Origin of the sequence: Rhodanobacter sp. LX-99, assembly GCF_018599185.1 — a bacterium.
Taxonomy (GTDB): domain Bacteria; phylum Pseudomonadota; class Gammaproteobacteria; order Xanthomonadales; family Rhodanobacteraceae; genus Rhodanobacter.
This window is the reverse complement of record NZ_JAHFVL010000004.1, coordinates 97385-110209: the sequence shown is the minus strand read 5'-3', so window position 1 is coordinate 110209 and position 12825 is coordinate 97385. Positions and strand designations below refer to the sequence as shown.

Annotated in this window: 15 protein-coding genes; 7 read left to right on the top strand and 8 right to left on the bottom strand. The window is 69.9% G+C overall.

The annotated features are described in order from the left end of the window. Position 1: 1 nt before the first annotated feature. From KK131_RS17165 to KK131_RS17150, 4 genes are all read right to left on the bottom strand, one after another. Positions 2-529 (bottom strand): phage tail protein, encoded by a 528-nt coding sequence (locus KK131_RS17165; protein WP_214558060.1) that lies wholly within the window; start codon positions 527-529, stop codon positions 2-4. Positions 530-539: 10 nt separating this feature from the next. After that, positions 540-2141 carry a phage tail sheath C-terminal domain-containing protein gene (locus KK131_RS17160; RefSeq protein WP_214558059.1) on the bottom strand — a complete coding sequence of 534 codons (1602 nt, stop codon included), beginning with the start codon at positions 2139-2141 and terminating at the stop codon, positions 540-542. 36 nt (positions 2142-2177) lie between these two features. Continuing rightward, positions 2178-2456 (bottom strand): hypothetical protein, encoded by a 279-nt coding sequence (locus tag KK131_RS17155; RefSeq protein ID WP_250887377.1) that lies wholly within the window; start codon positions 2454-2456, stop codon positions 2178-2180. Positions 2457-2642: 186 nt separating this feature from the next. Then, on the bottom strand, positions 2643-3620 hold the full coding sequence (locus KK131_RS17150; protein WP_250887378.1) for a sigma-54 dependent transcriptional regulator: 978 nt from the start codon (positions 3618-3620) through the stop codon (positions 2643-2645). Positions 3621-4148: 528 nt separating this feature from the next. On the opposite strand from KK131_RS17150, the gene KK131_RS17145 reads away from it, so the two are divergent. Together KK131_RS17145 and KK131_RS17140 are read left to right on the top strand one after the other, a co-directional pair. Further along, positions 4149-4925, top strand: a complete 777-nt coding sequence (locus KK131_RS17145) for a ferredoxin--NADP reductase (protein ID WP_214558052.1) — start codon at positions 4149-4151, stop codon at positions 4923-4925. Positions 4926-5066: 141 nt separating this feature from the next. Beyond that, positions 5067-5549 (top strand): DUF456 domain-containing protein, encoded by a 483-nt coding sequence (locus tag KK131_RS17140; protein ID WP_214558051.1) that lies wholly within the window; start codon positions 5067-5069, stop codon positions 5547-5549. Between the two features lie 7 nt (positions 5550-5556). On the opposite strand, the gene KK131_RS17135 is transcribed toward KK131_RS17140, so the two are convergent. The 3 genes from KK131_RS17135 to KK131_RS17125 form a co-directional block, all read right to left on the bottom strand. Then, positions 5557-5907, bottom strand: a complete 351-nt coding sequence (locus KK131_RS17135) for a TfoX/Sxy family protein (protein ID WP_214558050.1) — start codon at positions 5905-5907, stop codon at positions 5557-5559. Beyond that, positions 5904-6572 carry a hemolysin III family protein gene (locus KK131_RS17130; RefSeq protein WP_214558049.1) on the bottom strand — a complete coding sequence of 223 codons (669 nt, stop codon included), beginning with the start codon at positions 6570-6572 and terminating at the stop codon, positions 5904-5906. Before KK131_RS17130 ends, KK131_RS17135 begins: the two co-directional genes overlap by 4 nt. Positions 6573-6671: 99 nt before the next feature. Next, positions 6672-7079 carry a hypothetical protein gene (locus KK131_RS17125; protein ID WP_214558146.1) on the bottom strand — a complete coding sequence of 136 codons (408 nt, stop codon included), beginning with the start codon at positions 7077-7079 and terminating at the stop codon, positions 6672-6674. Positions 7080-7459: 380 nt separating this feature from the next. On the opposite strand from KK131_RS17125, the gene KK131_RS17120 reads away from it, so the two are divergent. The 4 genes from KK131_RS17120 to cls all read left to right on the top strand — a co-directional run bounded on the left by KK131_RS17120 (position 7460) and on the right by cls (position 11660). Next, a complete protein-coding gene (locus KK131_RS17120; protein WP_214558048.1) occupies positions 7460-8125 on the top strand; it encodes an energy transducer TonB in 666 nt (221 codons plus the stop codon). A 150-nt stretch (positions 8126-8275) separates the two neighbouring features. Beyond that, positions 8276-8854: a cysteine dioxygenase family protein gene (locus tag KK131_RS17115; protein WP_214558047.1), complete on the top strand. Its 579-nt coding sequence runs from the start codon at positions 8276-8278 to the stop codon at positions 8852-8854. 27 nt (positions 8855-8881) lie between these two features. Beyond that, positions 8882-10246 carry an FAD/NAD(P)-binding protein gene (locus tag KK131_RS17110; protein WP_214558046.1) on the top strand — a complete coding sequence of 455 codons (1365 nt, stop codon included), beginning with the start codon at positions 8882-8884 and terminating at the stop codon, positions 10244-10246. A gap of 19 nt (positions 10247-10265) precedes the next feature. Next, positions 10266-11660, top strand: coding sequence for a cardiolipin synthase (gene cls, locus KK131_RS17105; RefSeq protein WP_214558044.1), 1395 nt, complete (start codon positions 10266-10268; stop codon positions 11658-11660). Between the two features lie 17 nt (positions 11661-11677). Here cls and KK131_RS17100 read toward each other — a convergent pair whose 3' ends face one another. Next, positions 11678-12064, bottom strand: coding sequence for a hypothetical protein (locus tag KK131_RS17100; protein ID WP_214558042.1), 387 nt, complete (start codon positions 12062-12064; stop codon positions 11678-11680). A gap of 106 nt (positions 12065-12170) precedes the next feature. Here KK131_RS17100 and pncA point away from each other — a divergent pair, with 106 nt between their 5' ends. Then, positions 12171-12824 carry a bifunctional nicotinamidase/pyrazinamidase gene (gene pncA / locus KK131_RS17095; protein ID WP_214558040.1) on the top strand — a complete coding sequence of 218 codons (654 nt, stop codon included), beginning with the start codon at positions 12171-12173 and terminating at the stop codon, positions 12822-12824. Position 12825 lies beyond the last annotated feature (1 nt).

The window sequence follows — 12825 nt, the reverse complement described above, 5'->3', positions numbered from 1 at the left end:
CTCAGCCGGCGGGTACGGTGAAGCTTGGCTCGGCCGGCTCCGGCACGCCGACGTCGCGCTCCCAACCCTCGTTCTCGAGCTTCAGGTGCTGGATCGCCACCGCGTTCGCGTTCGCGTCCAGGTCCGGCATCGCCTGGTACTCCGATACCCAGCAGCGGTACAGCTTGTAGGCGAGCGCGAGCTGGCCGGCCTCGTTGTAGACCTCCAGGATCAGGTCCTTGCGGAAGTCCTTCAGCGAGACTTCCGCACCGAGCCCGGCGCCGAAGTTCCACACCTTGTTCGCCCACTTCTCGAACTCGGTGTCGTGGGTGACGCCGCGCTCGATGGTGATCGCCTCGTACTCGGTGCGCCCGGGCGACTTGCGCGTGCTGCTGGGGTCGCCGCCCTCGCGGTGCTTGACCACCTCGGTGGTGCGCTTCAGGCCCGACACCTTGCTGACGCCGGCCACGTAGCGGCCGTCCCATTTCACCCGGAACTTGAAGTTCTTGTACGGATCGAAGCGCTGCGCATTGACGCTGAACTGAGCCATGGATGTGTCCTCAGGTCTGGATCTGGCCGGCCATCTGCTGCAGCTGGATGACCACGAACTCGGCGGGCTTGAGCGGCGCGAAGCCGACCACGATGTTGACGATGCCGAGGTTGATGTCGTTCTGCGTGGTGGTTTCCTTGTCGCACTTCACGAAGTAGGCGTCGTTCGGCGTCTTGCCCTGGAACGCGCCCTGGCGGAACAGGTTCTGCATGAAGGCGCCCACGTTGAGGCGGATCTGCGACCACAGCGGCTCGTCGTTCGGCTCGAACACCACCCACTGGGTGCCGCGGAACAGGCTCTCCTCGATGAACAGCGCGAGCCGGCGCACCGGCACGTACTTGTATTCGTCGGCGAGCAGGTCGGCGCCGCGCAGCGTGCGCGAACCCCACGCCACCGGGCCGACCAGCGGGAAGCTGCGCAGGCAGTTCACGCCGAGCGGGTTGAGCATGCCGTTCTCGGCGTCGTTGAGCGTGACGGCCAGCCCCTGCACGCCGTTCAGCGCCGCGTCGATGCCGGCCGGCGCCTTCCACACGCCGCGCTGCGTATCGGTGCGCGCCATCACCCCGGCGACGATGCCGCAGGGCACGAAGGTGTCGAGCTGGCCCTGGCGCTTCGGGTCCGATTCGATCACCCGCGGGAAGTACAGCGCGGCGTTGCGCGCGGCCGTGCCGCCGAGGCCCAGCGCCGCCAGCACCGCCGGGGTGACCGCGCCGGCGCTGCCCCAGTCGTTCGGCGCATCGACGATCAGCAGCGCCCGACGTTCCACGCACAGCGCCATCGCGTTCTGGTAGACCGTCTTGGACGTGTTGCCTCCGCGCACGTCCGGCGGAATGCACAGCAGGTTGAACAGGTCGGCCTTCTTCAACGCGTAGATGCCGGTCTTGGCGTCCGCATTGCCCAGGTAAGCGTTGTCGTCCAGCGCCGCGCTGTCGGCGGCCTGGTCGGCCGCGGCGACGCCGGTGGAGGACTTGTCCTGCTCCCACACGGTCTTGCCGGCGTCCGGGTCGAGGTGCGCGGCGGGCACGGCAGTGGCGGGCAAGGTCAGCGACGACGCCACGCGCAGCAGCGAAGAGCCCGCCTTCAGCACGCGGTCCGCGCGGCGCGGGCTCTCCTTCACGCTGAGGTTGAGGAAGCTCTCCTGGGTGCCGCTGGCCATGTCGCGCACGGTCAGGTTGAACAGGTCGCCGACCGCCAGCCCGAAGCTGGCGGCGATGTCGGCCGATACATTGCTGTCGACGCGTACGCGCAACTGGTTGCCCCAGCTGCCGGCCGTGGCCGCCTCCAGCGGCAGGTTGGCGATCGCGATGGCCGCCTTCGCCGGCTTGCCGTCGGTACCCTTGTACAGCCGCACGATCGCCGCCTGCGCGCCGCCGTTGAGGTAGAAGTCGCGCACGGCATAGCCCATCGGATAGGCCGGGTCGAGGGAGCCGAAGTTGCGCTCGAAGTCGCCGTAGCTGTTGATGATGACCGGGCTTTCCGCGTCGGCGTCGATCGGTCCGCGCGCGGCGCGGCCGACGAAGGCGGTGATCGAGGTGGCCACACCGGTGATGGTGCGGACGCCGCTGGGAATCTCCTCGATGTAGACGCCCGGATAGGTGAGCGCAGATGGCATGGGATCGGTCCTCCGTCGTGAAAACCCGTGTCGCGGTCAGTTCGGCTGCGGCGGCCTGGTGTGCCTGTTCAGCGCGTACAGCACCTCGCCATCCGGCAGCTCGTCGCGGTGCAGCAGCCCCTCGGTGACCAACCGGTCCAGCACGTGCTCGATGCGCAGGCAGCCGCTCTCGTAACGCTGCCGCGGCAACCACCAGTTGACGATGCCGCGGAGGGTGTCCGCCGCCTGCGGATGGGAGTGCAGATACGCGAGTACCGAACGTTCGATCTCCATCTCGCTTTCGCCTGCCGTGCTTTGGCCTTGATGTCTGGTCATGACACCCTTCTGCACACATGCGTATGGACCGAGGCAACATGCGTGCCACGGACGGAAACCCATCGAATGGCCCAGCTGCTGGACTTGCGACGCCCGGCGTCGAGGCCGCCGGGTCAGTGATGACCCGCTTCGCCGGCGCAGTGGGAGGGATTGCACCCGGGCCAGGCGACCGGCCCGGCATGGGAGTCAGTGCGGCCGGAACTGCTTGGTCTCGATGCCGTGTTTCAGCAGCAGCTTGCCGAGCTGGCGGCGCTCGGTGCCGGACAGACGGGCGGCGGCGCTGATATTGCCGCAGGCCTGCTGCATCAGCCGGGTGAGATAGTCGTGCTCGAACTTGCGGATGGCGTGCAGCTTGGCCGCGCTGAAACCGAGGTCCGGCTCGTTGGCGCGGCGCCTGGGCATCGCGCCCGCGCCGGCCAAGGCCGGCTCGGCCGCCGCCAGTTCGGCGAGGCCGATGATCGGCCCCTCGCTGCACATGTAGGCACGCAACGCGACGTTGTCCAGCTCGCGCACGTTGCCCGGCCAGGCATACGCCAGCAGCGCCTGCAGGGCATCTTCGCCCCACTGTTTGGCCGGCCCCCGCAGCCGCGCCGCGACGGCGTCGACGAAATGGCCGGCCAGCAGGGCCACGTCGTCGCCGCGTTCGCGCAACGGCGGCAGCCGCAGGTACAAGGCGTTGAGCCGGTAGTGCAGGTCGCGACGGAAGCGTCCGGCCGCCACCTGGCGCTCCAGGCTGGCATTGGTGGCGGCGATGATGCGCGCGTCCGACACCCGCGCCGCGCCACCGCCCACCGGGCGGTATTCGTTGTCCTGCAGGAAGCGCAACAGGGTCACCTGGCCCTTGTCCGAGAGCGTGTCGACCTCGTCGAGGAACAGCGTGCCGCCGCGCGCATGGTCGATCAGGCCGGGCTGGGCGCCCTTGGCGTCGGTGAAGGCGCCGCGGTCGTGCCCAAACAGTTCGTTCTCGATCAGGCTGTCGGGAATCGCGCCGCAGTTGACCGGCACGAACGGATGGTCGCGGCGCGCGCTGGCGTAGTGGATTTCCCGCGCCGCCAGTTCCTTGCCGGTACCGGTCTCGCCTTCGATCAGCACCTGCACATCGCAGCCGGCGTAGCGCTGCAATTGCGCCCGTACCGCCTGGATCGCCTTGGATTGGCCGAGCATCACCGGCATCACGCCCCCGAAGCCACCAGCAAGAACCCCCGCACGCCAGCTATCGGCGTGCCGCGAAAATCCCCCTGGTGCCCATCGCGATCCGGCCCTGAAGCACTGGATCGTCGGCGACGATGAAGTATGCGCAGTTTCGGCGCTGCAGTCCAAGGCTGTTCTTGTCTGTCGTCCCCGGCCGCTGTCGATGTAGTACCAGAGCGCTCACCGGCGTAATACATCGCCTCGCCTGCTCCAGGAACGGTTGCTGGCCGCAAAAACGCCACTTCGCCGCGCCACCCGGCTCCCGACGATGGCCGGTGTCGCGGCACGATGCCGCAGACCGCCTTCACGACCGCGCCCGGGCACGGACTCATTCATGGCCACTCGCGTATCCTAAGCACCTGTCGCCGCGTCCATCCCGGCGCTCGCAAGGCACCGCGGCCACGTCCGCCCTCCCCGCGAGTCCCCGTCTCCGGCCTGCCGGATGGCTTGGCGTGCGACTCCCCGGCACCCCGACAACGCAACAACGCGAGACGACCGACCATGGTGGCAATGGCAACCGAGCACGTGATCGACGTGCGGCACTGGAACGACAACCTGTTCTCCTTCCGCACCACCCGCGACCCGGGTTTCCGCTTCGACAGCGGCCAGTTCGTGATGATCGGGCTGGAAACGGACGGCCGCCCGCTGATGCGCGCGTACTCGATCGCCAGCGCCAGCTGGGAGGAACACCTGGAGTTCTTCTCGATCAAGGTGCCCGACGGCCCGCTCACCTCGCGCCTGCAACACCTGCAGCCCGGCGACCCGCTGATCGTCACGCGCAAGCCCACCGGCACCCTGGTGCTGACCGACCTCAAGCCCGGCAAGCATCTCTACCTTCTCGGCACCGGCACCGGGCTGGCGCCGTTCATGAGCATCATCCGCGACCCGGACACCTACCAGCGCTTCGACAGGATCGTGCTGGCCCACGGCGTGCGCCGGGTCGACGACCTGGCCTACGCCGACTACCTGGAAAACCAGCTGCCGCAGCACGAATACCTGGGCGAGCTGGTGCGCGGGAAACTGATCTATTACCCCACCGTGACGCGCGAGCCGTTCCGCCACCACGGCCGCATCACCGACGCGATCGCCGACGGCGCGATGAGCACGGCAACCGGCCTGCCGCCGCTGAACCCGGCAACCGACCGCGTGATGCTGTGCGGCAGCCCGGCGATGCTGGACGACCTGAGCGCCCTGCTCGACGGCCGCGGCTTCCAGGCCTCGCCGCGCACGCGCGAGCCGGGCGACTACGTGATCGAGCGGGCGTTCGTGGAGAAGTAGTCGCAGAGCAATCGCAATGAGGAGTGAGAAAAGCGGAGTGAGAAGCGAGAGAAAAGCCGCGCGCTGGGCCCTCTCTCACTTCTCACTCCTCTCCACTCTCTTCTGCTCCAATGCACTGGTCGCCACCACGGAACCCGCCTGATGGATATCGCGTTGTATGTGCTGGCCGCGCTGCTGATCGTCGGCGGCCTGGCCGGCGCCGTGCTGCCGGCGCTGCCGGGCATCCCGATGCTGTTCGGCGGGATCTGGCTGGCCGCCGCGGTGGACGGCTACCGGCACCTGGGCCTGTGGTGGCTGCTGATCATCGGCGCGCTCGGCACGCTCGGGGTGGTCGTCGACTTCGTCGCCAGCACGCTCGGCGCCAAACGGGTGGGCGCCAGCAAGCTGGCCCTGTGGGGCGCGGCGCTGGGCACCCTGGTGGGCATGTTCTTCGGCATCCCGGGCCTGCTGCTCGGGCCGTTCCTCGGCGCGCTCGCCGGCGAGCTGGCTTCCGGCACCAGCGTGCTGCGCTCGACCCATGTCGGCATCGGCACCTGGCTGGGCCTGCTGTTCGGCACCCTGGTCAAGCTGGTGCTCTCGTTCGTGATGGTCGGCCTGTTCGGACTGGCGATGCTGTTCGGCTGAACACGTTTCAGCGCGCGTTCCGCACCGCCCCGGCCGCGCTCCTCGCCAGCCAGCCGGCGAGCTGCACGGTATCGCGGCTGAGCGCGGCGGGCAGCACGATGTAGTGCCGGCTCGGCGCCGCACCGGGTTTGGCGATCAGCCGCGCCGTGCCCTCGATCCGCAGCAGCGCCGGCTGGTCGGCCGGCGCCACCTTCAGCGCCAGTCCGCCCGGGGTCAGCCACGCGCACGGCTGCTCGTCGAGCCAGGCCATCAGCCCGCCGAACATCGGCTTGAAGCGCAGCTCGTGCGGCCGGCCCAGGTGGGTGGCCGCATCTTCCAGTTCGCGGCGCAGGGCCGCGAGGCTCGCCGGCACGTTCATGCCGGCGCGTCGGGAATCACGTACAGCAACACGGCCAGGAAATGCAGCACGCTGCCGGCCAGCACGAACACGTGCCACAACGCGTGGTGATACGGCAACCGCCGCCACAGGTAGAACGGCACGCCCAGCGTGTAGGCCAGGCCGCCGGCGAGCAGCAGTACGGTGCCACCGGCCTGCAGGTGCCGGCTGAGCGGCTCGAACGCGACCATGCCGATCCAGCCCATGCCCACGTACAGCAGCACCGCCAGCTTGCGATAACGCTTGAGCAGACCCAGCTCCAGCGCGGTACCGGCCAGCGCCAGCGCCCACACGGCCACGAACAGGCTCCAGCCCCACGCCCCGGGCAGGGCGACCAGGGTGAACGGCGTGTAGGTGCCGGCGATCAGCACGTAGATCGCGATGTGGTCGAGCATGCGCAACGCCGGCTTGGCGGCCGCCACGGAGATCGAGTGGTACAGCGTGGAAGCGGTGTACAGCAGCACCAGCGAGGTGCCGAACACCGCGCAGGCCACCACGGTCAGCGCATTGCCATGCAGGGCCGCGAATGCCACCAGCGTCGCCAGCCCGGCAATGCTGAGCGCGACGCCGAGGCCGTGGATGATGCTGCTGGCAAGCTCGTCGCCGAAGCTGTAGCGCGGGATCACCGCGCCGGAGGTGGCGGACATGCAGGACTCCTGGGGAACGCGAGGCGCGTGGGCATACCTTAACCGGGTGTGCCCGCGCCCGCCTATCGTGGCGCATGGCCGCGCCGGTACCCGGTCACGTTATTCGATGATGAACGCGCCGAACGCCACGCCCAGGTTCCAGCCCTCGCCCTTGCCGCTGAGCGCCAGCGAGACGTTGCCCTTGGTCAGTACCTGCGCCGCGGCCGACTTCTCCGCGCCGGCATGCGCCTCGGCGTTGGCATAGTGGCCCAGCACGTCGCGCACGTTGCCGACGCCGCTGAACTTGCCCACGCCATCGGTGATCTTCGTCTTGCCGAAGGTTAGCCCACCGCCCTTGGCGCGCAACTTCACGTGCAGGCTCTGCCCGTTGCTGCAGCGGACCGTGCCGCTGCCGCTGGCGGTCTTGTAGAACACCGACCAGCCGGACAGCTGGAAACTCATCTTGCAGGAAATGCCGTCGGCCCGCGCCGGCGTGCCCAGCAGCAGGCCGCCGCATGCCAGGCCCATCACGCCTGCCCATTTGATCAGGCTCATCGTCGTTCCCCAGCGCATGCCGGCCCGTTGCCAGGGACCGATTATCGCAGGACGGCGGCGAGCGCCGGCGTGAAAACCGCCTTCACGAAGAATCCACGCCCGATCATGGCAGCTGTCATGCAAGCTGCTGCTGCGGGTGTGCGCATCCCCCGACCATCCGCCCTTACCGCCCCGCCTCCCCGCGGAGTTTTTTTTGCCTGCCGCCCCGCCGCGCCGCCATCCGGCATTTGGCCATCCAGCCGTCTGCTTGCGCAACCGCCCGCCCGGGGCATACGCTGCAGTCGCGACGGCACGATCCCCCTGCTCGCGCAGCGTGACCGCCGCAACATCCCCACCGAAGTCAGGAGGTCGCCATGTCGTCCGCAAGCCTGGCCGTAGCTCACCGTACCCACCCCGACCGTGCACGCATCGCCGCCATCAGCGCCGCGATCGCACTCAACCTCGCCGTGATCGTGATCGCCTCGCGACCGACCGGCCCGGCGCTCTTCCACGCGATCGAACAGGTCAACCCGATACCCACGATCCACTTCATCGAGCCGAAACCGCTGCTGCCTCCGCCGCCACCGGTCGAGATGACGCCCTTGCCGCATCCGCCCGCCGCGCCTGTCGCGCACACACGGCCGTTGCCGGCCAACCCGCCGGCCGTCGTGCCGGGTACCGAAGGCAACGTCGCCGCGCCGCCGGCCGCCATTCCGACCCTGCTGCCGAGCGCCACTGCGCCCGGGCCGGCACTGACGGCGCCGGTCGAGGCCAGCCTGGCCTACCGCTCGGCCCCGTTGCGCTTCCCCACCCGCGCCCTGCAGCAGCGCATGCAGGGCACAGTGCTGCTGCGCGTGCTGGTGGACGAGACCGGCAAACCGGTGCAGGTATCGGTGGAGCACGGCAGCGGCTACCTGCTGCTCGACCGCAGCGCCGCCGAGCAGGTGCTGGCCGGATGGCGTTTCCAGCCGGCAGTGGTGAGCGGACAGGCGGTGCGCGCGTGGGCGCGGGTGCCGGTGACGTTCAGCCTGCGCGAATAGCGGTCCGGCGCGGGTATCCGGTCGGCAACCACGCCGGCCGGATGCCCGTCCGCACGCCGGCGCAAGTGTCCGCAGCGATGCCGTCGGCTTACGCGTCTTTAACGATACGCATGCTCCACTGGCGCCCATTCACCCTGCCAGGTTCCACGCATGGGCAAGCACCAGCACACCTTGAAGACCCTGCGCGCGATCGCGCTCGAACATGCCACCGCCGAACATCCCGACCTCGCCACGATGGCGCGCGAACTGGGCCGCGTGGTGCATCAGGATGCGTCGGCGCTGGCCACCCGGCTGGCCTCGCTGCGCCAGCGCCGGCACGGTTTCGAACGCTGGCTGCTGGCTGAGCGCAGCAAGCCGCCGATCAGCGTGCTGGTACTGGCATGGCCGCCGAACCACGCCACTCCCGTACACGACCACGCCGGCCTGTGGGGCCTGGAAATGACCCTGGTGGGCGCGCTGGAAGTGCAGTCGTACCGCCGCGACGCCGACTCCGGCGAGCTGAGCCTGCACGGCCGCAACTGGCTCGGCCCGGGCGACGGCGTCTGGTTCGAAGGCGACCGCGGGCAGGCGCACCGCTGCCGCAACCTGTCGCGGCACGACACGGCACTCTCGCTGCACGTCTACGGCGGCGACCTGGCAGAATATTTCGCCTACGAACAGGCCGAGCCCACCGGGCGGTGGGTCGCGCAGCCACAGCGCAGCGTCATCGCTGGCCGCCTGCCCGGCTGACCTGCACGACACCACACAGGGAATTTCATGTTTCGACGGGTCGCCATCATCGGCGGCGGTGCCGCGGCCGCCACGTTGCTCAGCGAGCTGCTGGAGCGCGAGTCGCTGCAGCCGCTGCAACTGGACTGGTTCACCGGCGGCGACACGCCGGCGCGCGGGGTCGCCTATGGCACCACCTCGGAGCGCCACCTGCTGAACGTGCGCGCGGCCTCGATGAGCATGTTCGCCGGCAAGCCGCGTGGCTTCCTGGACTTCGTGCAGCGCGACGACCCCGCCATCGCCGGCACCGACTTCCTGCCGCGCCGCCGCTACGGCGACTACCTCGAAGCGGAAGTGGCGCGCGCGCTGCTGCAGGGCAAGGCGCACGGGCACCACGTCAACATCATCCCGTTCGCGGTCGACGCGCTGGTGCCCGAGCGCGATGGCGTCACCGTGATCCATGGCGAGGAAAGCCATCCGGCCGACGCCGCCGTGCTGGCGCTGGGCGCGCTGCCGCCGCAGCCGCTGGCCGGGGTCAGCGCCGCCGCCCTCGCCAGCGGCCGTTACGTGGTCGATCCCTGGCGCCTGCTGGCCAACACCGGCGCGCTGCAACCGCCGCCGCGCAAGGTGGTGCTGATCGGGCTGGGGCTGACCGCGGTCGACGTGCTGCTGGAATTGTCCGCGCAATGGCCGCAGGCCGAATTCGTCGCGATCTCCCGCCACGGCCGCTTTCCCGAGGCGCACCTGCACGCCGCCGCCGCACCGGCCGATGACGGCGTCGCGCTGGTCGAGGCGATGCGCGACGCGCCGGAGATCCGCCGCTGGATGCGCCTGCTGCGCGAGGCGATCGCCCTGGAAGGCACCGAATGGCGCGCCATCGTCGACAGCCTGCGCCCGCACCTGCCCAGCCTGTGGGCCGAACTGTCGCCAGAACAGCGTGCGCGCTTCATGCGCCACGCGCGCTGGGCGTGGGAGCGCGTGCGCCACCGCATGCCGCCGCAAATACATGAAGCGATCACCGCGCTGGAACGCGACGGCCGGCTGCAACGCCAGCGCGGCCGCGTGCACGCGGTGGACGTCGCCGGCACCACGCTGCAATTGACCGTGGGCCACGCCGGCGCGACCCACCTGCTGGATGCCGACCTGGTAATCCAGACCGTTGGCCTAGATACCGACCTGCGCCGCAGCAACCATCGGCTGGTCAGCCAGCTGCTCACCAATGCGCACATCGCCCCCGATCCGCTCGGCCTCGGCGTGCAGGCCGACAGCGACGGCCACCTGCGGCACGGGGAGCAGTACTGGCCGAACCTGTTCGCCATCGGCAGCCTGCTGCGCGGCACGCTGTGGGAATCCACCGCGATGCCGGAAATCCGCCAGCAGGCGCGCCACCTGGCCGACCAGCTGTTGAGCTGAGCGGCCCGCCGCGCCTGCGATGAACGCCAGCGCACTCACCGCCTGCATCGCCCTGCTGCACCTGCTGGGCATGTTCGCGGCGATGCACGCGGTGATGCACACGCGCACGCCGCAAGGGGCGATCGGCTGGACGCTCGGCCTGCTGCTGCTGCCGTACGTGACCTTGCTGCCGTACCTGTACCTGGGCTCCAGCCGCTTCCTCGGCTATCGCGCCGGACACCATGCGCCGCTCGCGTGCGCGCTGCCCGCGACCGTGGGCGCCGTGCCGCCGGTCGACCCGGGCTGCGCCCGCTACGCCGCCATCTGCGCGTTGCAGGGGCGGCCGTTCCGCGGCGGCCATCGGCTGCGCCTGCTGATCGACGGCGAGGCCGCCTTCGACGCGATGCTGACAGCGATGGCCGAAGCCAGGCATTGCCTGCTGGTGCAGTTCTTCATCATCCACGACGACGCGCTGGGCCAGCGCCTGCAGCAGGTGCTGCTTGAACGCGCCGCCGCCGGCGTGCGCGTCTGCGTGCTGTTCGACGGCATCGGCAGCCATGCGCTGCCGCGGCGCTACGTCGAGACCTTGCGCGCGGGCGGCGTGGCGATCCATCGCTTCGCCACCCACCGCTGGCGCAACCGCTTCCAGCTGAACTTCCGCAACCACCGCAAGATCCTGGTGGTGGACGGGGCACGCGCCTTCGTCGGCGGGCTCAACGTCGGCGACGAATACCTCGGCCTGAAGCCGCCGCTGGCGCCATGGCGCGACACCCAGCTGGAACTGCGCGGGCCGGCGGTGGCCGACCTGCAGCAACTGTTCGCCGAGGATTGGCAATGGATCACCGGCGCGCCGCCGCCGCTGCTGCCGACACCGCCCGGCGACGGCGACGCCAGCGCACTGGTCGTGGCCAGCGGCCCGGCCGATCCGCAGGAAACCGGCTCGCTGTTCTTCGCCGCCGCGATCAACGCGGCGCGCCAGCGCGTGTGGCTGAGCACGCCGTACTTCGTGCCCGACCACGCGGTGCGCGCGGCACTGCAGCTGGCGGTGCTGCGCGGGGTCGACGTACGCGTGCTGATCCCGTCGCGGCCGGACCACCGCACCGTGTTCCTCGCTTCCACGCTGCATGCCTGGCACGCCGTGCGCACCGGCATCCGCGTGTTCCGCTACCAGCCCGGCTTCCTGCACCAGAAGGCGCTGCTGATCGACCGCGACACCGCCGCGATCGGCAGCCTGAACCTGGACAGCCGCTCGTTCCGGCTCAACTTCGAAGTCGCCGCCATGGCCGTCGACCCCGCCTTCGCCGTCGATGTGGCCGCGATGCTGACCGAGGACTTCAGCCGCGCCCGCGCCATCGACGAACGCGAATACCGCGAGGCGCCCTACCTGCGCCGGGTGGCGATGCACGTGGCACGGTTGTTCGACCCGCTGCTTTAGGCGGGAGCGGAACAACGCTACCTGCGCCCACCGAAGCGCCGGCGCCAGTCGCCGCTGCACAACGCCCAGCCCACGTAGATGCCGGCAGCCACGCCCAGCAACTCGCACAGCGCGCGCAGGCCGATGCTGTCCGGGTCGTGCACTTCGGCCAGCTTCACCCTCAGCAGCTGCAGTGACTGCAACTGGCCGTAGTTGAAATAGAACAGGTTCCACAGGTCGCCGCTGGCGGTCAGCGCGGTCGCCAGCAGGAACGACCAGCCGATCTGCGGGCCGTAGCTCCAGCCGTTGCGCCGGCCCAGCCAGTGGAAAACGAAAAACAGCAGCAGCCCTGCCGCCGCGGCGATCAAGCCGGCCTGGAGCCCGCCGACGATCCCGTAACCCATCCATGACTGGTCGTACTGCATCGCGCCCCCCTGAACCGTGTTGCCACTGCATCGCGCATTATGGGGTATCGCCGTGGACGGCGCGCCGCGCGCTAGACTTCGCCGGAGCCTCCGCGCAAGCCTGTCCATGAACCAGCCACTCTCATCGCGCATCGCACTGATCCTGGTCGACGTGCAGCCGGACTTCATGCCCGGCGGCGCGCTGGCCTGCCACGAAGGCGACGCGATCGTGCCGGGCATCGACGCGCTGCTGCGTGCACGCCGTTTCCGCCACGTGGCGGCCACGCAGGACTGGCATCCGCGCGGGCACGTCTCGTTCGCCAGCTCGCATCCCGGCCGCGCACCGTTCGAGCAGATCGCGCTGTACGGCCAGCCGCAGACGCTGTGGCCGGAGCATTGCGTGCAGGGCACGCCGGGCGCCGAACTGCACCCGGGCATCGACTGGTCGGCGCTGAATGCGGTGATCCGCAAGGGCAGCGAACCCGGCGTGGATTCCTACAGCGGCTTCCGCGAAAACCACGGCCCGCGCGGCAGCCGCCCCAGCACCGGCCTGGCCGGCTGGCTGCGCGAGCGCGGCGTGGACGAGGTGGTCGTATGCGGACTGGCGCGCGACGTGTGCGTGCTGTGGACCGTGCAGGACGCGCTCGACCTCGGCTTCCGCGCCAGCGTGCTGTGGGATCTCAGCCGCCCGGTCACGCCGGCCAGCGACGACGCCGCCCGCGCCACCTTGCAGGCACAAGGCATCGGCATCGTCACGTCGGCGGAGCTGGCGGCCGCCTGAC